Genomic DNA, 25,193 nt, shown 5'->3' with positions numbered 1-25,193 from the left:
CGGGACGTCCGGTGACGTCGAGTGCAATTGGCTTGGGAAATCTACCGCAGAATGAGAGTGCCGACGGCCATGATCAGGATGAACAGGATGGTCGCCGAGAAAAAGCCGCCAACGAAGAAGCCGAAGGCCATAGCGATAAGGATGGCGGCGCAGACCAGCGAGCCGTATTTGGCAAGGCCGAGGAAGGCCTTGTAGGTACGGTCATGCTCGGCATAGTCCATCTGCGCGCCAAGCTCGACAGGACCGGTCGGCGAGTGATCAGCCATGGAAGTACCCCTTCGAAAATGCCTGTGAGGCACATAGCGAAAAGCCGAACCAAGAGCAATGGCGCTATTGCCGCACGGCCAGCGACAAGAGCCTCAAACGAAAGTTGAAATTGAACGCGTTCCTTCGTCGGCGCGGCGAGGGGGATTCAGCCGGCGAGGTGGGGGAAAAGGCCGAGCAGGCCGACGACGATCAGGTAGAGCGCGACGATGTAGTTGAGCAGCCGCGGCATCACCAGGATCAGCACGCCGGCAATCAGCGAGATCAGCGGCGTCAGCGCGAGCGAGTGGATGGTCATGCGGGAATCCTTTCATTCGACTGGCAGCGGAGCTTGTTGACGCAATTCCGGCCGGAAACCGTTCACATTTTTCCTGGAATTGCCAACGCCACAGCCGGCGAAAGGTTCATGGCTGCAAGGTCAGGCGGCGGCGCGATAGTATTTCGCCGTCGGTACGATCGAGAGGGGTGTCAGCCGGTTGATGGCCGGATTGCCGAACATCAGCCGCTGTTCCATGGGCGTCGACCTGAAGAACGGAAGTCGTTTGAGCGTCAGGCGCATGTTTTCGCCGGCCGGGATTTCGAACAGTGCGAGCGGGGGAAGAACGCCCGGAAATACTTTACCCTCTGTCCTCTGCACGGCCTGAAAGTAACGGACGTAAAAAGCGGAATGCTCCATCTTCACCGGCGTCAGTACGGAGTCCTGGCCAAAATAACAGGAGGCGACCATGGCAATCCTGAGTGTCAGGAAAGGCAGCACGCCGGGTGCCGGCGCGCTGTCGGGATCGGCTGCGAAGCGGGTTCCGTCGATGAAGGTTTCGCCGCGGGCGAGGCGCGGGAGCAGGACCTCGGGATAGGCGTCGACCGAAGGCGAGTATGGCTGCGCACTGGTAATATAATGGAAACGCAGTGTGCTGACCAATTGGCCATAGCAATAGACACCGAACCGATAGGCGTTGGGCAGATTATCCCAGCGATCCTCGAACATCCCACTCGCGATCGGGCCACACATACCTGAGCGCCGATAGGAATTGTAGCGGAGCCGATAGATCGCCTCCTGATCTTCACCCCCCGTGATGAGACGATATTCGACATGATCCAGGAGTTCCATCATCGACCGGTTGAGCGCGGAGTCCATCCTCGCGCTGGCGTCGGCCGACGCACTCTTCCTCGCAGCATCCATTGTCAGTCCTCGAATTCCGCCTGCGACTAAGGCTATTCGAGTTGAAATGAGACACAAGCTGAAAATTCGATATTGCTGATTTACCTCTCGTTAACCTTAATGCCTGGCGCCCAATTTCGCTGATCATGGGCGAAAAAGCAAATCACGACGCGAGCGACCGTCTAATGCCAACCAATTATAATCGACGAAGTCGTTTCGAAGTCAGAGCTTCGAATGCGCCGAAGGCATGCCAGCCTACACTTGTCCTGTAGCGGCCAATATATTTGGCGGGCCCTCAATACAGGTCGCAATTCTGCAAAGTGGAAGCCGTTTTGCGCTTTGCCCGGAAATCCGGTCAGCTGGCTGTTCGTTTGCCGGCGATATACAAATCCGCGGCAAACGGCCACGTGACGCTCGACATGGTCTCGATGCCCGACGCGCTGAGCGCGGCGCCGAAGAGGAAGCCCTGCAGGAAGTCCGGCTTGACCAGATGGACCAGCGTCTTCAGTTGCTCGAAGGTCTCGACCCCTTCTATGGTGACCGAAAGACCCAACGTCCGGGACAGGCCGACGATCCCCTTCAGGAGATCTAGCGACTGCCGGTTCTGGTTCAAATCGACCAGGAATGAGCGATCGATCTTGATCTTGTCGAGCGGCAGCTTGTGCAAATAGCTGAGGCTGGAATAGCCGGTGCCGAAGTCGTCGAGCGCGATGCGCGCGCCGAGCGCCTTCAGTTCCTCGATCGATTCGCGCGTCAGCGACTTATCGTCCAGCAACGCGGTCTCGGTAACCTCGATTTCAAGCCGATGCGCCGCAAGGCCCGATTTGGCCAAAGCATCGCTGACCTTCTGGACGATATCGCGATTGCGGAAGTCCTTGGCCGACAGGTTGACCGACACGCTGGTCTGAGCCGGCCATTTGGCGCATTCGGCGCACGCGGCCTCCAGCACGAAAGAACTGATCTCGGAAACGATGCCCATCTCCTCGGCAAGCGGAATGAAAACGCTGGGCGAGATCGGGCCGAGATCGGGATGATCCCAGCGGCACAGCGCCTCGCAACTGGCGATGCGCATGGTGCTGACGGAAACGATCGGCTGATAGACGACGCGCAAATCCTTGGCCTGCACGGCATTGCGCAGATCAGCCTTCATCAGCTGGCGGTTGCGGAAAGCGGCATCCATGGCCGCCTCGAACAGCCGCCAGCTGTTCTTGCCGAGCTCCTTGGCCTTGTAGAGGGCAAGGTCCGCCTTGACGATCATGGTGTCCGCATCGGTGTCCTTGACCTTGGAAAGCACAGCGCCGCCGCTGGCCTGGATGCGCAAGCCGTGGCCGGCTACGTCCACCTCGCCCTGCAGGTCCGCGAATATCTGGTCAAGCAGGGTGCTGAGATGGCTCTCGTCCTCGACGCGGTCGAAGAAGACCATGAACTCGTCGCCGCCAAAGCGGCTGACGGTGATGCCCGGCCCGGCAATCGCCGCGAGGCGCTCGGCCACGGCATAGATCAGCCCGTCGCCGACCGGATGGCCGAGCGTGTCGTTGACGCTCTTGAAGTCGTCGAGATCGAGCACCGCCAGACCGCAGAGCCGGTCCTGGTCGCCGGAGGCCATCGCCTCGCCGACAAGCTCGTGGAAATAGGCGCGGTTCGGCAGTCCGGTCAGATTGTCGTAGCGCGCCATGAAGCGGATCTTTTCCTCCGCCTCGACGCGCACCGTCACGTCCTCGAAGGTGATGACGCCCAGTTCCTGGCTGCCTTCGCGGGCGGAGAATTCGTAATGCTGACCATTGGCCAGCGAAACAAGCACCTTGCGGTCGCGGCCTTCACGCAGGGCGCGCGTCAGCTGCGCCTCGATGTAGCGGCAGTCTTTCGGCGCCAGCATGCCGCCGGCGACGCCGCGCATCAAAAGGCCGTGAATGGAGCGTCCGAGCAAGGCATCGCCCGATCTCAGCGACATCAGGCGGGCGGCTTCGGCATTGGCCACCGCGACGCGCCCGTCCGGACCCAGCATGACAAGGCCGTGCGACATGGTGTTGAGCGCGCGATCGAACCGGCGTGTCAGGTTCCTGGCCTGCTTGTGGCCGACGACCGCGGAGAAGAGCACGTTGCGGACATGGTCGGCGCTGCTGATGGTGACGAACGTCAGCGGGATGATCATCAAGCCGAGGACGACAGAGGGCATATCCGTGCGAAGGATGAGCGCAAGAGCCGCCGGCCCGACGAGGGTCAAGGAAAAAATCTGGACCATGCGCATGGACCCGTAGCTTCGTCCGACAACCGTTACCAGGGTGGTCAACGACAACGACACCGACGCCAGTTCAGCAAATTGATCAGGACGCAGATAGATCGACACGAAGCAGAATGACCCCAATGCGAGGCCCTGCGCGCTGCCTTTGAGAATATAATTGCGCTCTATCGCTTCTGCCTCTGCGACACTTGCTATAATGCCGCCTGTTCTATGGAAGCTTCGGATGCTGAAGTACCGCCAGAGGCTGGCCGATAGCAGAACGAAAGCCAACGTCAGATAAAGCAGATCCTGCGTACGCAGGTAGACCATGAAACCGAGAATCCAGTAGCATACACCGCCGATCGCCACCATGCCGGCGTTGTCGAACAATGCCCGCACGAACTGGATATAGACATCCGCCGGGATGTTCTCGGTCTTTGTTCTGCCCATGTCGCTGGCCCAACACTACGCCCTCTAATGCCACGCCCGCCTTAAGAAAGGCTTAGAACAGCGGCCTGACCTCGGTTGCCGAAGTTACCAAACCGAGGGGCAGATCAGAGAATCTTCGGCAACAATCGGCCGGGCGGCGCGTTCACTCCGCCGCGCGAAGCGCCTGCTCCGCCGGAGCCTGGGCCAGACGCTCGATCAGCCGCGCACGCTCGCCCGCTGCCTTCGCGGCGCTGGCCTGCCGGACATGGCCGTAGCCGCGGATCAGCGCCGGCACGGAGGCTAGAGCGGTTGCGGCCTCCACCCTGCCCGGCGCAAGTGCTGCGGCGATCAGGTCGAGATCGGCCTCGTAGTCTCTCAGCGACTGCCGCTCCATGCGTCGCTCGGCCGTGTAGCCGAGAAGATCGAAGGCGGTTCCGCGCAGGCACTTCATCGCCGCCAGCAGCCGAAAGCCCTTCATCATCCACGGGCCGAAACTCGACTTCCGGGGTTTGCCGTCATTGGCGCGCCGCCCAAGGATCGGCGGCGCGAGGTGGAATTCGAGCTTCTCGTAGCTCTGGAACTGCTTGGCGAGGTCGGCAGCGAAGGTGCCGTCGGTATAGAGCCGCGCAACCTCATATTCATCCTTGATCGCCATCAGCTTGAAGAGGTTCCTAGCGACGGCCTCGGTCACCGCGGTCGAGCCTGGCACGGCCTTGGCTTCGGCGGTCCGCAACGCCGCCACCCGGTCGGCATAGCGCCTGGCGTAGGCGGCGTTCTGATAGGCGGTGAGGAAGGCGACGCGGCGGGCGATGACATCGTCCAGCGTCTCGGCCGGTTTTACCGCCGGCTTGCCGGTTTGGGCGACAAGACCGCGCACGAAATCGGGCTGATGCGCGGCGCGGCGGCCCCAGCGGAAAGCCGCGATGTTCATCGCCACCGCTTCACCGTTCAATTCTATCGCCTTTTCAACGGCTTGCGCCGACAGCGGGAGGCCGCCATGCTGGAAGGCGAAGCCCAGCATGAACATGTTGGCGCCGAGCGAATTGCCGAACAGCGCGGTTGCCGTGCGGGTGGCGTCGAAGAAATGCGCCTTGTCGTCGCCGGCGGCCGCCCGGATCGCCTTCTTCAGCCGCTCGACCGGCAGCGAGAAGTCGGCGGAGCGGGTGAACTCGCCGGGCATGATTTCGGCGGTGTTGGCGAGGAAGATCGTGTGACCCTCGCGCACCGCGCCCAGCACCTTCTTGGCGCCGGAGACGACGAGGTCGCAGCCGAGCACGAGGTCGGCCTTGCCGGCCGAAACGCGAATGGCATGGATGTCCTCGGGCGTCGGGGCGATGCGGACATGGGTGAACACCGAGCCGCCCTTCTGGGCGAGGCCGGCCATGTCGATCATGCCGCAGCCCTTGCCTTCCAAATGCGCGGCCATGCCGAGCACCGCGCCGACGGTGACGACACCGGTGCCGCCGACCCCGTCGATGATCCCGGCCCAGCCCTGGTTGCCCATGCGGAACTCGGCCGGCGCCGGCACGCCGTCGAGAGGATCGGCCTTGCCGGCAATGCCTTCGGCCTTCCGGATCTTGCCGCCATGCACGGTGACGAAGGACGGGCAGAAGCCGTTGAGGCAGGAAAAGTCCTTGTTGCAGCTCGACTGGTCTATCCGGCGTTTGCGGCCGAATTCGGTCTCGACCGGCTGGATGGAGACGCAGTTGGACTGCACGCCGCAATCGCCGCAGCCTTCGCAGACGAGTTCGTTGATGAAGACGCGCTTGTCCGGATCGGGGAAGGTGCCGCGCTTGCGGCGGCGGCGCTTTTCCGCGGCGCAGGTCTGATCGTAGATCAGCACCGAGACGCCCTTCACGTCGCGCAATTCGCGCTGGACGAGATCGAGATCGTCGCGGTGATGGATGGTTATGCCTGCCGGGAAATCGGCCTTGCCGGCATATTTGTCGGGCTCGTCGGTGACGACGGCGATGCGGTCGACGCCCTCGGCGCGCACCTGCCTGGCGATCATATCGACGGTGAGACCGCCCTCATGCGGCTGGCCGCCGGTCATGGCGACGGCGTCGTTGTAGAGGATCTTGTAGGTGATGTTGGCGCCGGAAGACAGCGCGAAACGGATCGCCAGCACGCCGGAATGGTTGTAGGTGCCGTCGCCGAGATTCTGGAAGATGTGGTCGCGCTTGGAGAACGGCGCCTGTCCGACCCATTGCGCGCCCTCGCCCCCCATGGCGGTGAAGCCGACCGTGTTCCTGTCCATCCACAGCGCCATGAAGTGGCAGCCGATACCGGCGGCGGCCAACGAGCCGTCCGGCACCTTGGTGGATGAATTGTGCGGGCAGCCCGAGCAGAAGAAAGGCGTGCGCGAGCCGATGTCGACGGTGTCGGCGAGCATCGCCTGGAACTGGCGCAGCTTGGCCACCCTGGCGGCGATCTCTTCCGAGGGGCCGATGGTGCGCAGGATGCGCTCGCCGAGCGCGATGGCGATTTCGTTCGGGTCGAGCGCGCCCTTGGCCGGAAACAGCCAGTCGCCGCGCTCGTCCTTCTTGCCGACGATCACCGGCTGGACGGCGGTGCCGTAGAGGTTCTCGCGCAGCTGGACCTCGATCAGCGAACGCTTCTCCTCGACGACGACGATGGTGTCGAGGCCGCGCGCGAACTCGGCGATATGCTGGAAGTCGAGCGGCCACGGGCAGCCGACCTTGAACAGGCGGATGCCGATGCGGTTGGCGGCCGCTTCGTCGATGCCGATATCCTCCAGCGCCTGGCGCACGTCGAGATAGCTCTTGCCGATGGTGATGACGCCGAGCTTGGGATTGCGGCCGCCGGAATAGACGATGCGGTTCAGCCCGTTGGCGTGGATGAAGGCGGAAGCGGCGGCGCGCTTGTATTCATGCAGCCGCTCTTCCTGGCCGAGCATGTCGATCTCGTGGCGGATGTTCAGGCCGCCCGGCGGCATGTCGAATTCGGGAATGACGATGTTCAGCCGCTCGATCGAGGCGTCGACCGAGGCCGTCGATTCGATGTTGTCCTTGACGCATTTGATCGCCGCCCAGGTGCCGGCGAAGCGCGACATGGCAAAGCCGTAGAGGCCGTAATCGATGATCTCCTGGACGCCGGCCGGGTTGAGGATCGGCACCATGGTGTCGACGAAAAGGAATTCGGTGGCATGCGCGTTGGTCGACGATTCGGCCATATGGTCGTCGCCCATCAGGGCAAGCACGCCGCCATGTTTCGAGGAGCCCGCCAGATTGGCGTGGCGGAAGACGTCGCCGGAACGGTCGACGCCCGGGCCCTTGCCGTACCAGACGGAGAAGACGCCATCATGCGTGCCCTCGCCCAGCAACTCGGTCTGCTGCGAGCCCCAGCAGGCGGTGGCGGCGAGTTCCTCGTTGAGGCCGGGCCGGAAGACGATGTCGGCTTGCGCGAGCTGCTTCTTCGCCCGCCACAACTGCATGTCGAGGCCGCCCAGCGGCGAGCCGCGATAGCCGGAGACGAAGCCTGCCGTGTTGAGGCCGGCGCGGCGGTCGCGCTCGCGCTGCATTAGAAGCATGCGCACGACCGCTTGCGCGCCGGACAGGAAGACGCGCTCCTTCCCAAGGTCGAACTTGTCGTCGAGCGCGACGTCGTGCAGCGTCATCAGGTATTTCCTCTGCGGAGGCGCCTCAAATCAGGCAGCCAACGTCGGAGTGGGACACCGCAGTCTTTCGTCCCTTGGCGGTGAGGTCAAACAAAATCGCAGAGGCCAGATAACACGCAACAAACGGTCTGGCGAGTAGCCGGCGGCGCATGCAAGATCATGCTAACCGCTTCGTGAGGAACAAAAATTTCGCGACAGGGACGGTTTCACCGTTTCACGGAAACGGTGGAATTGCTCCACGCCGCGCATTTCAGGTCGCTTTCGGGCAATCCGGCTTCTGCTCGTCGGGCAGCTTGCCGTCCGGGTGGCCGGCAAGGTCCGGATTGAGCTCGTATTTCGGGCCGATCACCAAGGGCCGGTCCGGCAGCATCGTCTGGTCCTCCGACGAGGTCATGGTGGTGTCGATGCTTTGCAGCAACGTGCCGCTGGCATCCTCGATGCGGATCGAGACTTTGTAGGGCTTGTCCTTGACCACGCAGGAGAGCGGCGGGCTGGTGAGCGTGATGTGCGGCAGCTTCGGCCAGATCTTCTGGTTGACGATGAGCGGGTCGCCGCCCGCCGGGTTCTGGAAGCTCACCACCGCAACCTGGCCATCGACCATCGGCCGCAACGGCTTCAGCGTGATGACATAGGTGGCGATCGCCAGCCGGTAGTTGAACTCGAACAGCTTGCCGGAAATGGCAAAGAGCTGGTCCTTGCCGGTGTCGCGGCAAGCGCCGAGCGCGACAGCGGCGACCAGGGCTGCGCCGACCAAGGCCGAACGCGACAACTTCCTAAGCATTGCCGACCTCCCTCGCCGCTGTACGGCGGCGGTAATGGCGGTTTGCCTTCTGGCGGTTGCCGCAAACGGCCATGTCGCACCACAACCGGCTGGCGTTGCGGCTGCGGTCGACGAACAGCCAGCTGCAATTGGGGCAGATCCGCAGCCGCGCCACCGTTTCGTCGCGCAGCAGCGACAGCGCCGAGACGGCCAAGGCCGCCTCGAAGGCAATCGGCGTTGCCGGATCGCCGAAAGGCCGGCCCGGCGTCCCGATCTCGGTCGCGCTGCCGGACAGTCCGCCGGCGCAGGCCGTAAGGAAATCCGGCAGGAGGCTGGTCGCGAGCGCGCCGCTCGAGACGGCGTGGCGAAACAGCCGATCGGTCGCTTCGCGGATCGAGATGACGGTCGGTTTTATCTCGCCCGGTTCGGGCGCGCGCAGCCGCCGGCCGCCGAGTTCGGCGGCGCGAAAACCACTCGCCGCCTCGGCGAAGCGGGCGATCTCGGCCGGGTCGTCGAAACGGTCGAAGGACTTTTGCGGATCGTTGCGCAGCACAACGGTATTCGCCGTGTCGAGCGCAAGGATGCCACCGGTGAAGCGGTGCGGGGTCCAGGATACCGTCATGACTGAAATCTAACCGATAAAACGTGTTTGACAAGTTAGATTCCGAATGTAACGGTTCGCCAAGGTCGCGTCACACGACCCGCGGGATATCGCATGCTCTATTTCTTCCAGCAGGTGCTGAACGGGCTGCATTCGGGGGCGCTCTATGCGCTGCTCGCCTTCGGCTATGTGCTGACCAACGGCATCCTGCATCGCACGAACCTGGCTTACGGCGCGCTGTTCGCCTTCTGCGGCCAAACGATGATCCTGACCGCCGCCTTCGGCTATCAGGCGCTGTGGCTGACGCTCGCCGCCGCGGTGGCGCTCGGCGTCGCCGCGGCCATCCTCTACGCGGCGCTGATCAGCCACGTCCTGTCGCGCAGCGTTTTCGAGAGGTTCGCCGACCGCTCGCCCAACGCGATCGTGGTGACGACGCTCGGCATCCTGCTCTTCTTGTCGGAGGCGAGCCGCATCGCCGCCGACACGCATGATCTTTGGCTGCCGCCGATGCTCGCCACCCCGGTAATCTTTGCCCGGGGCGAGGACTTCAAGGTCACGCTCACTGTCATCCAGCTGCTCGACTGCGCTTGTGTCATCGCGATTGTTGCGCTGGCGGCCTGGCTGTTCTCGCATTCGCGCTTCGGCCGCGCCTGGCGCGCCGTCTCCGACGATCCGAAAGCGGCGGCGATGTGCGGCATCGACGTCACCGCGGTGTTCCGCCGCGCCGTGCTGTTCGGCGGCTTCTGCGCCGCCCTGGCCGGCGTGCTTGCCGGTCTCTATTACGGCAATGTCTCCTTTGGCACCGGACTGACCTATGGCCTCAAGATCCTGTTTGTGACGGCGGTCGGCGGCTATCTGTCGCCGCTCAAGGCGGCGCTTGGCGCCGCGGCCTTCGGCATGGCGGAATCGCTCTGGGCCGGCTACTTCCCGCTCGAATGGCGCGACGCCTGGATCTATCTCTTCCTCGTCGCCATGCTGGTGCTGATCGGCGCCGGGCGCGACCAGGCCAAGATCGCCTGAGCCCCAGACTTTCGTTGTCTCCAGACTTTCGCTGCCCACAGACTTTCGTTGCATGACGCGGCGTCAGGCGGCGGCATTCCGCCGCTGTCCGGCGCGCCGATCTGTTTGCAGCGGCTTTGTCATGTTGACCTGCCGGACCACGCACTGCATATCGTTGGGCCAAGCGGCGCGACACCGGAGGGGGAATCGGGCGCGCCGCATGGTCAGGGAGGACAATGCATGGCAGGGCTGCTCGCTCTATCCAGGACGATCGACCGCATCAATGAGTTCATCGGCCGTTGGGTCTCCTGGCTGATCCTGCTCGCGATCCTGGTGAGCGCCGGCAACGCCGTCATTCGCAAGGTGTTCGATACCTCCTCCAATGCCTGGCTGGAGCTGCAATGGTATCTGTTCGGCGCCGCCTTCATGCTGGCTGCCGCCTACACGCTGAAGCAGAACGATCATATCCGCATCGATATCGTCTACGGCATGTTCCCGCGGCGCGTGCAGCACTGGATCGACCTCTTCGGCCACTTGTTCTTCCTGATGCCCTTCGTCGTGCTGATGGTGATCTATTTCGTGCCTTATGTGTCGCTGTCCTTCCGCAGCGGCGAGATGTCGACCAATGCCGGCGGGCTGATCGTGTGGCCGGCCAAGGCCATCCTGCTGGCCGGCTTCTTCCTGCTCGCGCTGCAGGGGGTTTCCGAGATCATCAAGAAGATCGCCATCATGCGCGGCGACATGGACGATCCCAACCCCTTCGTGTCGGCGCATGAGCAGGCCGAGCTCGAGGCAAAGGCGCTGGCCGAGGAAGCCAAGGCGATCGCGGGCGAGGCCCGCCCATGATCGAATTCATCGCGCAGAACATGGCGCCGATCATGTTCGCCTCGCTGATCGTCTTCCTGTTGATCGGCTATCCCGTCGCCTTCTCGCTCGCCGCAAATGGCTTGCTGTTCTTCTTCATCGGCGTGCTGGTCTCGCCCTATTCCGGCGGGTCGATCAACCTTGCCTGGCCGCTGCTGCATGCGCTGCCCGACAATTTCTACGGCACCAGGGTGATGTCGAACGACACGCTCCTGGCGATACCCTTCTTCACCTTCATGGGCATCGTGCTCGAACGCTCCGGCATGGCCGAGGACCTGCTCGACACGATCGGCCAGCTGTTCGGGCCGATCCGCGGCGGGCTTGCCTATGCCGTGATCTTCGTCGGCGCGCTGCTTGCCGCCACGACCGGCGTGGTCGCCGCCTCCGTCATCGCCATGGGGCTGATCTCGCTGCCGATCATGCTGCGTTACGGCTATGACCGCAGGCTGGCGTCCGGTGTCATCGCCGCCTCCGGCACGCTCGCCCAGATCATCCCGCCGTCGCTGGTGCTGATCGTGCTTGCCGACCAGCTCGGACGCTCGGTCGGCGACATGTATGCCGGCGCGCTGATCCCCGGCCTCGTGCTGACCGGCATCTACATGCTCTATATCCTGATCATGTCGATCGTCCGGCCGAACTCGATGCCGGCGCTGCCGCTCGAAGCCCGCACGCTCGGCCACGGCGTGCTGTCGCTGATCGTGGCGCTGCTCATCACCGGCGCCATCTCCTACGGCGCCTATCGCTATCTCGCGCCGACGCACGGCGACAACGCCGACATCCTCGGCTTCGCCGTCGGCGTCATCGTCATCTATGTCGTTGCCATCGTCGATCAGCGGCTCCGCATCAACATGATGTCCAAGCTGGCGCAGCAGGTGGTGATCGTGCTGATCCCGCCGCTGGCACTGATCTTCCTGGTGCTGGGCACGATCTTCCTCGGCATCGCCACGCCGACCGAAGGCGGCGCCATGGGCGCTGTCGGCGCGCTCATCATGGCGGCGATGAAAGGCCGCCTGACGAGGGAAGTCGTCAACCAGGCACTGGCCTCGACGACCAGGCTTTCCTCCTTCGTGCTGTTCATCCTGATCGGCGCGCGCGTCTTTTCGCTCACCTTCTACGGCGTCAACGGCCATATCTGGGTCGAGCACCTGTTGACCTCGCTGCCCGGCGGCGAGACAGGCTTCCTGATCGGCGTCAACATCCTGGTCTTCGTGCTCGCCTTCTTCCTCGATTTCTTCGAGCTCGCCTTCATCATCGTGCCGCTTCTGGCGCCTGCCGCCGACAAGCTCGGCATCGACCTGATCTGGTTCGGCGTGCTGCTCGGCGTCAACATGCAGACCAGCTTCATGCATCCGCCCTTCGGCTTCGCGCTGTTCTACCTGCGTTCGGTCGCGGCTCGCGTGCCTTATCTCGATCGAATCACCGGGAAGCAGATCGCGCCTGTTACCACCGGGCAGATCTATTGGGGCGCCGTGCCGTTCGTCCTGATCCAGGTGATCATGATCGGGCTCACCATCGCCTTCCCGCAGATGGTGATGCGCTACAAGGGCGCCGTGGTGGAGCCCAGCACGATCGATCTCAAGCTGCCCGACATGCCGTCGCTGTCGCCGCTCGGCACGCCGCCGGCGGACAATGGCGCGGCTCCGGCCAATGGCGGCGCCCCCGCCCCTGCCGCGCCCGGCACGCCCGATCTGTCACAGCCGCCGAATTTCGGCGACACCACGCCTGCCAAGCCGGCGACGCCGGCGCCCGACCTTTCGAAGCCGCCGAGTTTCAATTGAGGTGACCACGTCATGAGAGCCGTCCGGCTGGAAGCAATCGGCAGCATCGCGCTACGCGAAGTGGACAAGCCTTCGCCGGGACCGGAGGACGTCCTGGTGCGGATCGAGGCCTGCGGCGTCTGCGGCACCGACCGGCACCTCTTCCACGGCGAGTTTCCCTGCACGCCGCCGGTGACGCTCGGCCATGAATTCTCCGGCATCGTCGAAGCTGTCGGCCAGGCGGTGTCGGGGATTGCCGTCGGCGACCGCGTCACCGGCGATCCCAACATCGCCTGCGGGCGCTGCGCCCATTGCCATGCCGGCCGCGTCAATCTCTGCAGCAATCTGCGCGCCATCGGCATCCATCGCGACGGCGGCTTCGCCGATTACGTGCTGATGCCGCACAAGCAGGCCTTCCGGCTGCCGGCAAACCTCAAGCCGACGCATGGCGCCTTCTGCGAGCCGCTCGCCTGCTGCCTCCATGGCGTCGACCTTGCCGCGATCCGGCCGGGCGCGTCGGTCGTGGTGCTCGGCGGCGGCGTCATCGGCCTGCTCGTCGTGCAGTTGGCCAAGCTCGCGGGCGCGGCAACCATCATCCTGTCGACCAGGCAGGCCTCCCGCCGCGCGCTTGCCGAGGCGCTCGGCGCGACCGCGACGATCGACCCAGGCGCCGGCGACCCGATCGCGGCCGTCGCCGGCCCGAAGGGCCTGGTGCCCGGCGGTGCCGACGTGGTGCTGGAATGCGCCGGCGTTCGCGACACGGTAGAGCAGTCGGTGCGCATGGCTCGGGCCGGCGGCACGGTCGTCATCGTCGGCGTCGTGCCGCAAGGCATGAAGGTGGAAATCGAGCCGTTCGATCTTCTGTTCCGCGAATTGAAGGTGCTGGGCTCCTTCCTCAACCCATTCACGCATGGCAGGGCGGCGCAACTGATCGCCTCCGGAGCGATCGAGGTCGACAGGCTGATATCGAGGCAGGTCAGCCTGGGAGAAGCGCCGCAGGTGATCGCCAGCCCGCCGGCGCCGGGCGAGGTCAAGGTGCTGGTGGTGCCGGATCGGGGCTGAGACGCGGTCTTGCAGGTCGGCGATTGGCGAAACCGCCGAGAACAGCGCCCCTCTCCCCGTCTCTATACGGGAAGAAGGGCTAACCTTCCTACAGCTTGCCGTTGCGCTGCTGCACCATCATGAAGGTGTCGTAATTGTATTCGGCGACCTGGGCCCAAAGGTAGTGCTCCTTGCGGAAGGCCTTGATCGATTCCCAAATCTTCTTGAACGGCGCGTTGTTGGATTCCATCTCGGCGTAGACCTCGTTGGCCTTCTCGAAACAGGCGGCCATGATCTCCTGGCTGAACGGCCTGAGCTTGGCGCCGCCGGCCACAAGCCGCCGCACCGCCGGCGGATTCACATAGTCGTATTTCTGCAGCATGTTGGCGTCCGCGGCCTGCGCCGCGGTGCGAACCAGCGATTTGTAAGTCGGTGAAAGCTCTTCGTATTTCGCCTTGTTGAACAGGAGATGGACAGTGGGGCCGCCTTCCCACCAGCCGGGATAATAGTAATAGGGCGCGACCTTGTAGAAGCCGAGCTTCTCGTCATCATAGGGGCCGACCCATTCTGCGGCGTCGATGGTGCCCTTTTCCAGCGCCGGGTAGATGTCGCCGCCGGCGATCTGCTGCGGCACCACGCCGAGCTTTTCGACGACCTTGCCGGCAAATCCGCCGATGCGCATCTTGAGGCCCGACAGATCGGCGACGCTGTTGATTTCCTTGCGGAACCAGCCACCCATCTGGACGCCTGTATTGCCGCCCGGCAGACCGTACAGCCCTTGCGTTCCAAGGAATTCATTGAACAGGTCGATGCCGCCGCCATGGTAGTGCCAGGCGTTCATGCCGCGCGCGTTGAGCGAGAAGGGCACGGCCGCGCCCAACGCCCAGGTGGGGTCCTTGCCCCAGTAATAATAGGCCACGGTGTGGGCCGCTTCGACGGTGCCGGCGGCGGTGGCATCGGCCGCCTGCAGGCCGGGCACAAGCTCGCCCGAGGCGAAGACCTGGATCTGGAAATTGCCGTCGGTCGCTTCCGACAGCATCTTGGAGAAGACTTCGGCGCCGCCATAGATCGTGTCGAGCGACTTCGGGAAGGACGACGCCAGCCGCCAAGTCACTTTCGGGTTGGACTGGGCAATAGCCGGCGTGGCGAGTGCGGCGGCCGCTGCGGCGGCACCCACGCCGGAGGCTCCGGCCTTGCGAATGAATGAACGACGATCCATTAAGTTTCCTCCCTTGCGGATCAGCTTACCGATGCCCGGACATCCTCGGTGTCCGGACCGGTTGGGGGAGAAACATACACGGGCAAGAAGTCGAGTCCAGCGCCCCGGCCAAGCTTGCGGCCGTTCTCAGCGGCCCACTGCAACTATAGTCTAATATCCGCTTGCCTGGCCCATGCGAGGCGGCGAAACTTGCCATGGAAAAGCCGCGGCGGATCGCTTATTTTATAGGCAGAACAAATCCTTGGCCTGATGGAAACCAAACCCAAAATGCAGCAGCCGCTCGTCGCAGTCTCGACCGACGTCCGCCAGTTCGACAATTACACCTGGCACGCCGCGCCCCAGCAATATCTGGAAGCCGCGATCACGGGCGCCGGCGTGTTCCCGCTGCTGGTGCCGTCCTTCGGCGACCGGCTCGACCTAGACGAATTGCTGTCGTCCGTCGACGGCGTCATGCTGACGGGTTCGAAATCCAACGTCCATCCCTCGCTTTACGATGGCGACCCGAGCGAAGCCAACGGCCCCTACGATCCGGCGCGCGACGCCACCACGCTGCCGCTGATCCGCAAGGCGCTCGAGCGCGGCGTGCCGCTGCTTGCCATCTGCCGTGGCATCCAGGAGCTGAACGTTGCGCTTGGTGGCACGCTGGGCACCGAAATCCAGGAGCGGGAAGGCTCGCTCGATCACCGCGCGCCGGTGAGCGACAATCAGGACGAGCGCTTCGCCATCCATCAGACGGTCTCGATCAAGCCGGGAAGCTGCCTTGCCGGCGTGTTCGGCGCCGGAGACATCAAGGTCAACTCGCTGCATCGGCAGGGAATCGACCGGCTCGGCTCGAAACTGCAAATCGAGGCTTTGGCCACCGACGGCACGATCGAAGCGGTCTCCGTCAAGGATGCGCGGGCCTTTGCGGTCGGCGTGCAATGGCACCCCGAATACTGGGTGAAATCGGACAGCAATTCCGCCAAGATCTTCAAGGCCTTCGGCGACGCCGTGCGGCTGCATGCGGCGGCAAAGACGGGCGCCCGCGCCGCAGCGGAATAGAATGGCGGCGCTTCAAGCCGCCTTTCGAGATCAGAACTTGTAGCTGAAGCCGACGCGCACGGCGTGCGTCGTCACGTCGGTGGGGTAAAGAAACCCGCCGTCGGTTGCCGGATTGTCAGTAAATTTGCCGAAATCGCTGTAGCGATATTCGACGCGCGTCGTCCAGTTCGGCGTGAATGCATACTCGACGCCTGCGCCCACTGTCCAACCGGCTTTGGTGTGGGATGAGCTATCAGTTGTTACGCCATCATCATATTTGGTGTCGAAGTGAGCGACGGCGAGACCGCCCGTAGCGTAAAGAAGAGCCGGCCCCATCGCATAACCAAGGCGCGCCCGCAGCGAGCCCTGTACGTCGATCTTGGTCTTGATGTTGCCTGCAAATGCCGAATCCACTGATCCGCTCATTCCCGAGGCTTCAATGTCGGCTTCGGCGCCAAGGACGAATTGATCGTAAGCCTGGTTGTAGCCGATATGAATGCCACCCAGGACTCCATCGCTTTTCCAGGAGTCGGCCCAATCGGAAAAGCCAGTGGCCATCTCAGAATCGTGACTCTTTACCTTGCCCCAGCCATAGCCGAGTTGGACGCCGCCATAGAAGCCGCTCCACTCATAAGCTGCCGGAGCAGCAGGAGAAAGCGCGTCGGCCGCAAAGGCGCTGGCCGGAAACAAGGCAAGAATGGTCGAAGCAAGAAGAAAGGACTTCATTTAAGCACCCCAAAGCTACGATACACCTAATCGGCTTTGGTTGCGTTGCAAGACAGGCGAGCACCTCAGAGATGTTTTCCGATCCGAAGTTGCAAAAAGACCACGCCTAGGGACTACTGGCTGCCGCTATTCAGCGCCAGAAGCGGCGCGGCGGGCGCGTAGGATTCGTAGCCGTCGCCATCGGCGACGCCAAAGGTGACGATAGCGTCCATGCCGTTCTCGCTGAAAGCGACCGAGCCGTCCGCCTGCTCGCGCCAGAATTTCACACGCTCGATGCCGGGCATCAGCTTGCGGCAGTCCGGAGCGACGTCGAGCCGCGACAGGCCGTCCGAGACCCGAGCTCCCCGCTGCACGGCGCAGGCGGCTTCGTCGCCATTGGCCGTCAATCGATAGGCGCTTGACGAGGCGGTCTCGACAGCCGTGCTCTGGCCTTGGCCGCCATACAGGACATGCGCGCCTCCGAACAACGCAACCGACACAGCCAACCCGGCAACCAGCTTCACGCCGCTTCTCCACACTCAATTATGTATGAAGAATGAATTCAAAGGGTTAAGCGGCGGTTAATCTGCTTCGCAAGCATTAACACATGTGGCGGAAGCGTCCGGAGCAGTTCGACGTCCATGGGTTGAAACCGCTCACGCTTTTTCTGGAATTGCTCTAGCCGCGCGGCTTGACGTTGATCGTCTCCGGCACGGGCGTCAGCGGCCGGCGCTCTGTGAACCAGGCGACGAGATTGTCGACGCAGAGATCCGCCATGGCGCGGCGGGTGTGGACCGACGCTGAACCGACATGCGGCAGGAGCGAAGCGTTGGGGGCGTCGAGCAGGGCCCGCGATACATTCGGCTCGTCGGCGAAGACGTCGAGCCCGGCGGCGGCTATGGTGCTGCTTTCGAGGGCGGCGGCGAGCGCTGCCTCGTCGACCGTCGAGCCGCGGCCGATATTGACGAAGACGCCGTTCGAACCCAACGCCGACAAGATTTCGGCATTGATCGCCTTCTCGGTGGCGGCGCCGCCCGGCGCAACGCAGATCAGCGTGTCGACGGCCTCGGCAAGCCCCTTCAAAGTGGCATGGTAGTCGTAAGGCAGGCCTTCGACCTTGCGGCGGTTGTGGTAGGCGACCGGCAGGCCGAAGGCTTCGAGGCGGCGGGCGACGGCCCGGCCGATGCGGCCCATGCCGAAAATGCCGACGCTGCGGCCGCGCAAGGTAAGCCGGCTCAGGCGATAATTGCCCTTCTTCACCCAATCGCCGTCGCGCAGCCATTTCTCGGCGGCGTAGAGCTCGCGAACGGTGTTGATCAAAAGGCCGATGGCGGTGTCGGCGACCTCCTCGGTCAGGACGTCGGGCGTGTTGGTGACCATGACGCCGCGCTTGGCCGCGTGACTGGCGTCGATGGAATCGTAGCCGACGCCGAAGCTGGCGATGATCTCGAGATTGGGCAGCGCGTCGATCATCGCCGCGCTGATGCCCGCGTAGGAGGCGATGCCGCGTACCTTGGCGCGCATCTCCTCCGTCACCAGCCCGGGATCGGCGCGTTCGATCCGCACAGGCTCGAACGCCTTGTCGATGCGGCCGACGGCATGGTCGTTGAAATCGGCGGGCACCAGGATGGCGACCGGCAATTTTCCTTCAGGCCTGGTCATGCACGCTCCACCGGCTTGCCGGTCGACTGCCGCACATGCAGTTCCGGCTTGATCAGCTCCTGCGAGGGCCGCACTGCCTGCCCGTTCAACTTGTCGAGCAAGGCGCTCGCGGCGCGGCGGCCGACCTCGCGCTGCCCGTTCCAGACCGTGGTCAGCGCCGGTGTCGCGATGGCCGCCTCCTCGAGATCGTCGTAGCCGGTGACCGAAATATCGACGCCGGGCACGAGGCCGGCGCGCGCGATGCCGTTCATCAACCCGATCGCGACCAGGTCGTTCCAGCAGCATGCGGCCGTGGGCTTGTCCTTCAGCGCCAGAAACTGCCCCGCGGCCTCGAACCCCGCCTGCTTGGTGCGCGGCCCCGGAATGCGCCAGGACGGCTTCACCTCCAGGCCGGCCGCCTCCATCGCGTTGAGATAACCCTGGTAGCGGTCGCGGCCGGTCGAGGTCTGGTCGGTGCCGCCGACCATGGCGATACGCTTGTGGCCGAGCGAGATCAGGTGATTGGTGGCCAGTGCCGTGCCATAGGCATCGTCGCCGCGGAACACCGGCACGTCCGCGCCGGCAACGGTGCGCGCGATCAGCACCGCCGGCAGGCCGTTTTCCTCGGCCATGATGATGTCCTCGGCCGGCGTGCCGATGGCCGGCGACATGATGACACCGTCGGCGCCGAGCTGCAGCAGCGTGTCGATGAAGGTGCGCTGCTTTTCCAGCTGGTCGTAATGGTTGGAGAGGATGAACGTCTGCCGGCTGCGGTCGAGCTCGCTTTCGATCGAGCGCAGGATCTCGGCGAAGAACGGGTTCATGATGTCGTGAACGACGACGCCGACAATGCCGGAGCGCGAGGTGCGCAGCGAAGCGGCACGGCGGTTGTAGATATAGCCGATGGCGCGGGCATGCTCCTTGATGCGCTCGCGCGTGGCGCCTGCGACCAGCGGGCTGTCGCGCAACGCCAGCGATACCGTTGCCGTGGACACACCGAGCGCATCCGCGATCGTCGAAAGCTTGATCTTCTGTGCCAGTGCCCTTCGCTCCCCAGGGTCTCTCAATGCAGGTCTTTAAATTGTTTAAATTCGGCCTTATGCCATTGATCGGGACCAAATCAAAGTTTTTTCGCCAGTGCCTCGGCCTCGGTGTCGAGTGAGGCGGAGTTGCGCACGCGGAGCCTGTGCTCGCGGTGGATGATGTAGAGGCCGCTGGCAACGATGATGGCGGCGCCGAGCAAGGTCCAGCGGTCGGGGAACTGGTGGAAGATCACCCAGCCGGAGATGATCATCCACACCATCTGCGAGTATGGGAAAGGCGCCAGTTGCGTCGTGGTCGCCAGCCGATAGGCCCTGACCAGCAGATAGTGGCCGCCGGCGCCGAAGACGCCCAGCATCAGGACGATGAACCATTGAAAGCCGCCGTGCGGCAGCGTCGGCGAGAAGGCAAGCATCGGCGCCAATAGCACCGACGGCGCGAGCGCCGAGAATAGGATCAGGCTTTCGGATGTTTCGGTCGAGGACATGCGCCGCGTCATGATGACGTAGAAGCTGTTCGACAGCATCGAGCAGAGCGCGAAGAGATGGCCGATGCCGAACACGCCGACGCCGGGCCGGGTGATGATCAGGACACCGACAAAGCCGGCGAGGATCGCCAGCCAGCGCCGCCAGCCGGCCCATTCGCCGAGCAACGGGCCGGCAAGGGCGGTGATGACCATCGGGCCGAAGAAATAGATCGAGGTGGTTTCGGCAAGCTGCAGCGTCTTCAGCGCCAGGATGTTGAACATTGTCGAGCCGAAAAGCATGCAGCCGCGCAATATATGCGCCGGCAGGTTGTTGGCGCGAAAGCGCGCCGGCTCGCGCCAGCCGCGCAGGAAGAGGCCGACGAGCAGCACATGTACGGCGAAACGAGCCCAGGCGACGACCAGCGCCGAGACGCCGGCCAGCACTAGGTATTTGCTGGAGGTGTCGAGGAAGGTGAAGCAGACATAGACGCAAAGCATCAAAAGCATCGCCGCGGGGGGCGTTGCGCTGTCGTCTTGGGTTCGGGAAGCAGACAAATTCGGGCCGAGAGAAAGCAGAGGCGGAGGCCCACCTTTGCGGCAATCAAAGCTTGCCGGCAAGCCAATTGTCCGGCTTGGCCGGACCAAATGCGGCCGCTGCAACAATGCCCGCCCGTTCAGCCATGCATGCGGGCGCCCTTGGTGATCTTGTCGACGAGCTTCTTTTCGGCGCGTAAGGCGATGCCGACGATCTTGGCGTCGTCCGGCGCGAATTGGGCGAATACCGCGCGGTTGGCTACGTCGTGGCCGGTCGAAAACATCTCCTCGACATAGGCGGATGTGGTCACGCCGCGCTCCAAGGCCCGGCGATGGATGGCGCCCAGCGTCGCCACGTCGGCCGACAGGACGATGACCGGCTGGATCGACATCGGGTTGTAGAGGTTGCCGGCGCGATCGCGATAGGGCTCGCCGATGATCTCGGGGAACTGCGCGACGATGCCGCTGGTCAGGAACGCGGTGACGTTGAGCTTCTGCCACACCGGCAGATCGTCTCTCAGGACAATTGCAATTTTCGTATCGAACACCAAGATTGAGACTCCGGGATGGCCCATGACGGGCGGAACAGGGCGATGGCGCAGGCTCTAGGCGCGGAAGCGAAGGAAGGTCTTGAACGTTCGTGCGCGGGTGCGGCCAATGGCGATCGCATCGTCCCGGCGCCGGGCGGGCTTGGCCTCGAACGCATCGAGGCGCGCTTCCACGGCAACGCCTTCGAGCTGCACCGGCACGACACTTATGCCATCGGCGTGACACTCAACGGCGTGCAGCGCTTCCATTATCGCGGCGCGCTGCAACACAGCCTGCCCGGCCAGGCGATCGTGCTGCATCCGGACGAATTGCACGATGGCGGCGCCGGCACGGAGGATGGGCTGCGCTACAGGATCCTTTACCTGGAGCCATCCCTGCTGCTCGACTGCCTTGGCGGCGAGCCGCTGCCTTTCGTGCGTGAGGCGGTGGTCGACGATCCGGCGCTGCGGGACACGCTGCTCTCGGCGTTGGCGCCGTTGGACGAAGAGCTCGGCGACCTGTTCGTGGCGGATTTCGTCTCGCAACTGGCGCAGCATCTGAGGCGCCACGCGGGAAAGCCGGCAAAGTCAGCGAGCAAGACCGCCTGGCGCGCGGCGACGCTTGCGCGCGACTATCTGGAAGAGAATGCCGAGCGTGCAGTGCATTCCGATGAGCTGGAGGCCGTCACCGGCCTCGACCGCTACGCGCTGTCGCGCCATTTTCGCGCCACCTATTCGACCAGCCCGCATCGCTTCCTGTTGATGCGCCGGCTGCAAAAAGCGCGGCGCATGATCGCCGAGGGCGAGTCGCTGGCTGAAATCGCCGCCGGCGCCGGCTTCAGCGACCAGAGCCATTTCAACCGGCATTTCAAGAAGGCGTTCGGCATGACGCCGGGGCGCTGGGCGACGCTGGTGAGCGCGGCGCGTCAGCGTCGCTTACAACGCTAACGGGTCGGGCGGAGCGACGACGCTGCGCGGCGGGCTCACAACGCTGACGCGGTGCGTGGAGCGACGACGCTGCGCGTCGCGCTTACGCTTCGTCCATCTCCGCGTCGTCGTCGATCAGGACCAGATCTTCGTTCGACAAATTCGCCTCGATGCGGGCGAGCAGCTTGAACAGCGCCTTCTGGTCCTTCTTGTCGAGGCCCCTCAGCGCCTGCTTCTCGGTCTTCTTGACCGACTTCTCGATGGCGCGAATGGTTTCGCGGCCGGACTCGGTCAGGAAGATATGGGCCTGGCGGGCGTCGGCGTTGGAGGCGCGCTTTTCGAGGAAACCCTGCGCCTGCAGCCGGTTGATCGTCTTGGTGATGGTCGGCGGCCGCACGCCGAGCTTGCCGGCGAGGTTGCCGGGGGTCTGGCCGTCCTCGCGGTCGAGCGCCAGCATGATCTGGTCCTGGCCGGCATAGAAACCATGCGCCAGAAGCCGCGCCGCGAGCGCCGTGCGCGCCAACCTCGCCGCCGAATGCAGCCGGCTCATTGTCGCTGTCTTGTCCGCCTTGGCCATGGCCATTCCCTCTTCGGCCCAACCGGCACGGCCAGCATAGAGGCTGCCCGATGGTTGGCAAATGACGATCTCTAAGAATCCGGCTTGCGGAACGCTTTGCCGGCAAGCATTGCGGTGCCCGCGCAGGTGATGCCAGATGTTTATTTCAGTTAGATGACAAACGACTTTTGAACCGGCGCGATTCACAGCGGCTTGGCGCGGCTGCCGCAGGAGCCCTGCCAAGTTCCACCCTCGACACCAATTTTCCGTCCCGGTCCGGCTGCCGAGGCAAACGGATGGCTGGCCTATCGGTTTGAGGCGTGCAAAAGCCGCCCCCACATCCTATATGAGGCCGACAATCCAAGATTTTCGCCAAGATTTTCGAGGCAAACCATGAGCGATGCACAGACGCAAATCCCCGTAACCGTTCTCACCGGCTATCTCGGCGCGGGCAAGACGACGCTGCTCAACCGCATCCTGTCGGAGAACCACGGCAAGCGCTATGCCGTCATCGTCAACGAGTTCGGCGAGATCGGCATCGACAACGACCTGATCGTCGAATCCGACGAGGAAATCTACGAGATGAACAATGGCTGCGTGTGCTGCACGGTGCGCGGCGACCTGATCCGTGTCGTCGAAGGCCTGATGCGCCGGCCCGGCCGCTTCGACGCCATCGTCGTCGAGACTACGGGGCTCGCCGATCCAGTGCCGGTGGCGCAGACTTTCTTCATGGATGACGACGTGCGCACCAAGACCAAGCTCGATGCCGTGGTGGCGCTGGTCGACGCCAAGCATCTGCCGCTGCGCTTGAAGGATTCCAAAGAAGCCGAGGACCAGATCGCCTTCGCCGACGTTGTGGTGCTGAACAAGACCGACCTCGTCACGCCTGAAGAGCTGGAAAAGGTCGAAGCGACGGTCCGCGCCATCAATCCGGCGGCAAAGATCCATCGCACGCAGCGCTCGGGCGTTGCGCTTAACGAAGTGCTCGACCGCGGCGCCTTCGACCTGTCGCGCGCGCTGGAAAACGATCCGCATTTCCTCGACGCGCACGACCACGATCATCACGACCATGATCACGACCACCACGATCATGATGGGCACGATCACCATCACCATCATGCTTCCGACATCCATGATGTGACGGTAAAGTCGGTGTCGCTGCGCGGCGGCGAGATGGACCCGAAGAAGTTCTTCCCCTGGATCGAGAAGGTCACCCAGATGGAAGGGCCGAACATCCTGCGGCTGAAAGGCATCATCGCGCTCAAGGGCGACGAGGATCGCTATGTGCTGCAGGGCGTGCACATGATCCTCGAGGGCGACCACCAGCGTCCCTGGAAGGACGGCGAGAAGCACGAGAGCCGGCTGGTCTTCATCGGCCGCGATCTCGATGCGGAGCGGCTCAGGAAGAGCTTCGAGGCCTGCCAGGCGGCTTGATTTCCTGACTTTCAAGCGCTAGCGCTGCCCGTTCTTCCTTCTTCCCTTGTGGGAGAAGGTGGCCTCGCGAAGCGAGGTCGGATGAGGGGTGCTGCAGCTCGGCGATGACGGCGATCCGTCACCCACCCCCTCAACCGTCTCGGCATTGCGCGCCGATCCACCTTCTCCCACAAAGGGAGAAGGCAAGGTCGCACCTGGCCGCGCTGGCTAATCTCGAACGGACCGTTTGCATGCCCACAGTCGCCCCGCTTGATCTCGAAGGCCATTGCGTGGCCGCCGCCTTCCTCAACGACGTGCCGCATTTCGCCTTGGCCGACGGCGCGATCCATCGCTTGGACAATGGGCAGAAGACGGTGCAGGCTAATGACGGCCTGCTTGCCGCCTTTCATGACGCGGCCAACGACCGGCTGGTCACCGGCGGCGAGGACGGCAAGGTGTTTGCCGTGAAGGCCGGCGGCGAGGTGAGCGAACTCGCAAGCGCCGGCAGAAAATGGGTGACCAGCGTCGCCACCGGACCGCAGGGCGCGATCGCCTATGCCTCCGGCAAGACCGCCTTCGTGCGTTTCGCCGACGGCAAGATCAAGGAATTCGCGCATCCGCGCTCTGTGGAGGGGCTGGCCTTCTCGCCCAAGGGCATGCGGTTCGGCGTTGCCCGCTACAATGGCGCAACGCTGCATTTCCCGGCCGCCGAAGGCAAGCCGGTGGAGCTCGAATGGGCCGGCGCCCATACCGGCATCACCTTTTCGCCGGACGGCGCCTTCCTCGTCACCACCATGCAGGAAAACGCGCTGCATGGCTGGAAGCTCGCCGACGGCAAGCACATGCGCATGTCGGGCTATCCCGGCAAGGTGAAGAGCCTGTCCTGGAGCGTGAAGGGCAAATGGCTGGCGAGCTCGGGCGCGCCGGCGGCGATCGTCTGGCCGTTCCAAGCCAAGGATGGCCCCATGGGCAAGGCGCCGCTGGAGCTCGGCACACGCGGCAACACCATGGTGACCTGTGTCGCCTGCCATCCGAGCCAGGAGGTCACCGCCATCGGCTATGAGGACGGCATGGTGATCGCGGCGCGCTTCGCCGACGCCAAGGAAGTGCTGCTGCGCCGTCCCGGCAAGGGCGCCATCACCTCGATGATGTGGGACAAGGACGAGCGCCGCATCGTATTCGGAAGTGCCGCCGGCGACTGCGGCGTGATCGATATCACTGCCTAGGGGAATAGGAGAGTAAGGCAGTAAGGGAGTGGGGAGACAGCGGTCGAGCACCTCCCCTACTGCCCTACTGCCCTACTGCCCTACTGCCCTACTGCCCTACTGCCCTACTGCCCTACTGCCCTACTCCCCTACTCCCCTACTCCCCTACTCCCTGAGCCAACGCCCGCCCCCACCACGGCCAATTGC

The 25,193-nt window shown here is 63.9% G+C and carries 23 protein-coding genes; 8 read left to right on the top strand and 15 right to left on the bottom strand.

The window, feature by feature from the left end; translation table 11 throughout:
• Positions 1-41: 41 nt before the first annotated feature.
• The 7 genes from MJ8_RS02365 to MJ8_RS02335 form a co-directional block, all read right to left on the bottom strand.
• Positions 42-266, bottom strand: a complete 225-nt coding sequence (locus tag MJ8_RS02365) for an aa3-type cytochrome c oxidase subunit IV (RefSeq protein ID WP_201412909.1) — start codon at positions 264-266, stop codon at positions 42-44.
• A 146-nt stretch (positions 267-412) separates the two neighbouring features.
• On the bottom strand, positions 413-562 hold the full coding sequence (locus tag MJ8_RS02360) for a DUF3096 domain-containing protein (protein WP_023729728.1): 150 nt from the start codon (positions 560-562) through the stop codon (positions 413-415).
• Positions 563-682: 120 nt separating this feature from the next.
• On the bottom strand, positions 683-1,444 hold the full coding sequence (locus MJ8_RS02355) for an N-acyl amino acid synthase FeeM domain-containing protein (protein ID WP_201412908.1): 762 nt from the start codon (positions 1,442-1,444) through the stop codon (positions 683-685).
• A gap of 334 nt (positions 1,445-1,778) precedes the next feature.
• Entirely contained in the window at positions 1,779-4,094 is a 2,316-nt protein-coding gene (locus tag MJ8_RS02350) for a putative bifunctional diguanylate cyclase/phosphodiesterase (protein WP_201412907.1), read from the bottom strand.
• A 142-nt stretch (positions 4,095-4,236) separates the two neighbouring features.
• Positions 4,237-7,710: an indolepyruvate ferredoxin oxidoreductase family protein gene (locus tag MJ8_RS02345; RefSeq protein WP_201412906.1), complete on the bottom strand. Its 3,474-nt coding sequence runs from the start codon at positions 7,708-7,710 to the stop codon at positions 4,237-4,239.
• 250 nt (positions 7,711-7,960) lie between these two features.
• Positions 7,961-8,491 carry a hypothetical protein gene (locus MJ8_RS02340; protein ID WP_201412905.1) on the bottom strand — a complete coding sequence of 177 codons (531 nt, stop codon included), beginning with the start codon at positions 8,489-8,491 and terminating at the stop codon, positions 7,961-7,963.
• Positions 8,484-9,092, bottom strand: a complete 609-nt coding sequence (locus MJ8_RS02335; RefSeq protein WP_201412904.1) for a CGNR zinc finger domain-containing protein — start codon at positions 9,090-9,092, stop codon at positions 8,484-8,486. The genes MJ8_RS02340 and MJ8_RS02335 overlap by 8 nt, the downstream gene beginning before the upstream one ends.
• A 93-nt stretch (positions 9,093-9,185) precedes the next feature.
• Between MJ8_RS02335 and MJ8_RS02330 the strand changes: the two genes are divergently transcribed.
• The 4 genes from MJ8_RS02330 (at position 9,186) to MJ8_RS02315 (ending at position 13,753) form a co-directional block, all read left to right on the top strand.
• Entirely contained in the window at positions 9,186-10,091 is a 906-nt protein-coding gene (locus MJ8_RS02330) for a branched-chain amino acid ABC transporter permease (protein ID WP_201412903.1), read from the top strand.
• Between the two features lie 219 nt (positions 10,092-10,310).
• Complete coding sequence (locus MJ8_RS02325; RefSeq protein WP_201412902.1) at positions 10,311-10,916, top strand: TRAP transporter small permease subunit; 606 nt, start codon at positions 10,311-10,313, stop codon at positions 10,914-10,916.
• Positions 10,913-12,712, top strand: coding sequence for a TRAP transporter large permease (locus tag MJ8_RS02320; RefSeq protein ID WP_201412901.1), 1,800 nt, complete (start codon positions 10,913-10,915; stop codon positions 12,710-12,712). The genes MJ8_RS02325 and MJ8_RS02320 overlap by 4 nt, the downstream gene beginning before the upstream one ends.
• A gap of 12 nt (positions 12,713-12,724) precedes the next feature.
• Positions 12,725-13,753: a zinc-dependent alcohol dehydrogenase family protein gene (locus MJ8_RS02315; protein WP_201412900.1), complete on the top strand. Its 1,029-nt coding sequence runs from the start codon at positions 12,725-12,727 to the stop codon at positions 13,751-13,753.
• 88 nt (positions 13,754-13,841) lie between these two features.
• Here MJ8_RS02315 and MJ8_RS02310 read toward each other — a convergent pair whose 3' ends face one another.
• Entirely contained in the window at positions 13,842-14,951 is a 1,110-nt protein-coding gene (locus MJ8_RS02310; protein ID WP_071069519.1) for a TRAP transporter substrate-binding protein, read from the bottom strand.
• A gap of 267 nt (positions 14,952-15,218) precedes the next feature.
• Between MJ8_RS02310 and MJ8_RS02305 the strand changes: the two genes are divergently transcribed.
• The gene (locus MJ8_RS02305; RefSeq protein WP_201412899.1) at positions 15,219-15,992 is read left to right on the top strand and encodes a gamma-glutamyl-gamma-aminobutyrate hydrolase family protein; all 774 of its coding nucleotides are present in this window, start codon (positions 15,219-15,221) and stop codon (positions 15,990-15,992) included.
• Between the two features lie 30 nt (positions 15,993-16,022).
• On the opposite strand, the gene MJ8_RS02300 is transcribed toward MJ8_RS02305, so the two are convergent.
• The 6 genes from MJ8_RS02300 to MJ8_RS02275 form a co-directional block, all read right to left on the bottom strand.
• Positions 16,023-16,697: an outer membrane protein gene (locus tag MJ8_RS02300; RefSeq protein WP_201412898.1), complete on the bottom strand. Its 675-nt coding sequence runs from the start codon at positions 16,695-16,697 to the stop codon at positions 16,023-16,025.
• Positions 16,698-16,810: 113 nt separating this feature from the next.
• Complete coding sequence (locus MJ8_RS02295) at positions 16,811-17,200, bottom strand: hypothetical protein (RefSeq protein WP_201412897.1); 390 nt, start codon at positions 17,198-17,200, stop codon at positions 16,811-16,813.
• A gap of 154 nt (positions 17,201-17,354) precedes the next feature.
• Positions 17,355-18,338, bottom strand: coding sequence for a 2-hydroxyacid dehydrogenase (locus MJ8_RS02290; RefSeq protein WP_201412896.1), 984 nt, complete (start codon positions 18,336-18,338; stop codon positions 17,355-17,357).
• The gene (locus MJ8_RS02285; protein ID WP_051334212.1) at positions 18,335-19,357 is read right to left on the bottom strand and encodes a LacI family DNA-binding transcriptional regulator; all 1,023 of its coding nucleotides are present in this window, start codon (positions 19,355-19,357) and stop codon (positions 18,335-18,337) included. The genes MJ8_RS02290 and MJ8_RS02285 overlap by 4 nt, the downstream gene beginning before the upstream one ends.
• An 80-nt stretch (positions 19,358-19,437) precedes the next feature.
• Complete coding sequence (locus MJ8_RS02280) at positions 19,438-20,322, bottom strand: DMT family transporter (RefSeq protein WP_201412895.1); 885 nt, start codon at positions 20,320-20,322, stop codon at positions 19,438-19,440.
• Between the two features lie 176 nt (positions 20,323-20,498).
• Positions 20,499-20,906 (bottom strand): DUF2000 family protein, encoded by a 408-nt coding sequence (locus tag MJ8_RS02275; protein ID WP_201412894.1) that lies wholly within the window; start codon positions 20,904-20,906, stop codon positions 20,499-20,501.
• 45 nt (positions 20,907-20,951) lie between these two features.
• On the opposite strand from MJ8_RS02275, the gene MJ8_RS02270 reads away from it, so the two are divergent.
• The gene (locus tag MJ8_RS02270) at positions 20,952-21,833 is read left to right on the top strand and encodes an AraC family transcriptional regulator (protein ID WP_201412893.1); all 882 of its coding nucleotides are present in this window, start codon (positions 20,952-20,954) and stop codon (positions 21,831-21,833) included.
• 82 nt (positions 21,834-21,915) lie between these two features.
• Here the strand turns inward: MJ8_RS02270 and MJ8_RS02265 are convergent, their stop codons facing one another.
• Entirely contained in the window at positions 21,916-22,389 is a 474-nt protein-coding gene (locus MJ8_RS02265; RefSeq protein ID WP_042645190.1) for a MarR family winged helix-turn-helix transcriptional regulator, read from the bottom strand.
• A gap of 372 nt (positions 22,390-22,761) precedes the next feature.
• On the opposite strand from MJ8_RS02265, the gene MJ8_RS02260 reads away from it, so the two are divergent.
• Together MJ8_RS02260 and MJ8_RS02255 are read left to right on the top strand one after the other, a co-directional pair.
• Entirely contained in the window at positions 22,762-23,802 is a 1,041-nt protein-coding gene (locus MJ8_RS02260; protein ID WP_201412892.1) for a CobW family GTP-binding protein, read from the top strand.
• A 230-nt stretch (positions 23,803-24,032) separates the two neighbouring features.
• Positions 24,033-25,007, top strand: coding sequence for a WD40 repeat domain-containing protein (locus MJ8_RS02255; RefSeq protein ID WP_201412891.1), 975 nt, complete (start codon positions 24,033-24,035; stop codon positions 25,005-25,007).
• Positions 25,008-25,193: the final 186 nt, after the last annotated feature.

Origin of the sequence: Mesorhizobium sp. J8 (genome assembly GCF_016591715.1) — a bacterium.
Lineage (GTDB): Bacteria > Pseudomonadota > Alphaproteobacteria > Rhizobiales > Rhizobiaceae > Mesorhizobium.
The sequence above is the reverse complement of the archived record's forward strand: the minus strand, read 5'-3'. Positions and strand labels throughout refer to the sequence as shown.

What these genes read in the sequence shown, in the direction of transcription:
- MJ8_RS02365 (WP_201412909.1), bottom strand. Translation starts at nt 266, where the DNA reads ATGGCTGATCACTCGCCGACCGGTCCTGTCGAGCTTGGCGCGCAGATG.
- MJ8_RS02360 (WP_023729728.1), bottom strand. Translation starts at nt 562, where the DNA reads ATGACCATCCACTCGCTCGCGCTGACGCCGCTGATCTCGCTGATTGCC.
- MJ8_RS02355 (WP_201412908.1), bottom strand. Translation starts at nt 1,444, where the DNA reads ATGGATGCTGCGAGGAAGAGTGCGTCGGCCGACGCCAGCGCGAGGATG.
- MJ8_RS02350 (WP_201412907.1), bottom strand. Translation starts at nt 4,094, where the DNA reads ATGGGCAGAACAAAGACCGAGAACATCCCGGCGGATGTCTATATCCAG.
- MJ8_RS02345 (WP_201412906.1), bottom strand. Translation starts at nt 7,710, where the DNA reads ATGACGCTGCACGACGTCGCGCTCGACGACAAGTTCGACCTTGGGAAG.
- MJ8_RS02340 (WP_201412905.1), bottom strand. Translation starts at nt 8,491, where the DNA reads ATGCTTAGGAAGTTGTCGCGTTCGGCCTTGGTCGGCGCAGCCCTGGTC.
- MJ8_RS02335 (WP_201412904.1), bottom strand. Translation starts at nt 9,092, where the DNA reads ATGACGGTATCCTGGACCCCGCACCGCTTCACCGGTGGCATCCTTGCG.
- MJ8_RS02330 (WP_201412903.1), top strand. Translation starts at nt 9,186, where the DNA reads ATGCTCTATTTCTTCCAGCAGGTGCTGAACGGGCTGCATTCGGGGGCG.
- MJ8_RS02325 (WP_201412902.1), top strand. Translation starts at nt 10,311, where the DNA reads ATGGCAGGGCTGCTCGCTCTATCCAGGACGATCGACCGCATCAATGAG.
- MJ8_RS02320 (WP_201412901.1), top strand. Translation starts at nt 10,913, where the DNA reads ATGATCGAATTCATCGCGCAGAACATGGCGCCGATCATGTTCGCCTCG.
- MJ8_RS02315 (WP_201412900.1), top strand. Translation starts at nt 12,725, where the DNA reads ATGAGAGCCGTCCGGCTGGAAGCAATCGGCAGCATCGCGCTACGCGAA.
- MJ8_RS02310 (WP_071069519.1), bottom strand. Translation starts at nt 14,951, where the DNA reads ATGGATCGTCGTTCATTCATTCGCAAGGCCGGAGCCTCCGGCGTGGGT.
- MJ8_RS02305 (WP_201412899.1), top strand. Translation starts at nt 15,219, where the DNA reads ATGCAGCAGCCGCTCGTCGCAGTCTCGACCGACGTCCGCCAGTTCGAC.
- MJ8_RS02300 (WP_201412898.1), bottom strand. Translation starts at nt 16,697, where the DNA reads ATGAAGTCCTTTCTTCTTGCTTCGACCATTCTTGCCTTGTTTCCGGCC.
- MJ8_RS02290 (WP_201412896.1), bottom strand. Translation starts at nt 18,338, where the DNA reads ATGACCAGGCCTGAAGGAAAATTGCCGGTCGCCATCCTGGTGCCCGCC.
- MJ8_RS02280 (WP_201412895.1), bottom strand. Translation starts at nt 20,322, where the DNA reads ATGCTTTGCGTCTATGTCTGCTTCACCTTCCTCGACACCTCCAGCAAA.
- MJ8_RS02270 (WP_201412893.1), top strand. Translation starts at nt 20,952, where the DNA reads ATGGCGCAGGCTCTAGGCGCGGAAGCGAAGGAAGGTCTTGAACGTTCG.
- MJ8_RS02265 (WP_042645190.1), bottom strand. Translation starts at nt 22,389, where the DNA reads ATGGCCAAGGCGGACAAGACAGCGACAATGAGCCGGCTGCATTCGGCG.
- MJ8_RS02260 (WP_201412892.1), top strand. Translation starts at nt 22,762, where the DNA reads ATGAGCGATGCACAGACGCAAATCCCCGTAACCGTTCTCACCGGCTAT.
- MJ8_RS02255 (WP_201412891.1), top strand. Translation starts at nt 24,033, where the DNA reads ATGCCCACAGTCGCCCCGCTTGATCTCGAAGGCCATTGCGTGGCCGCC.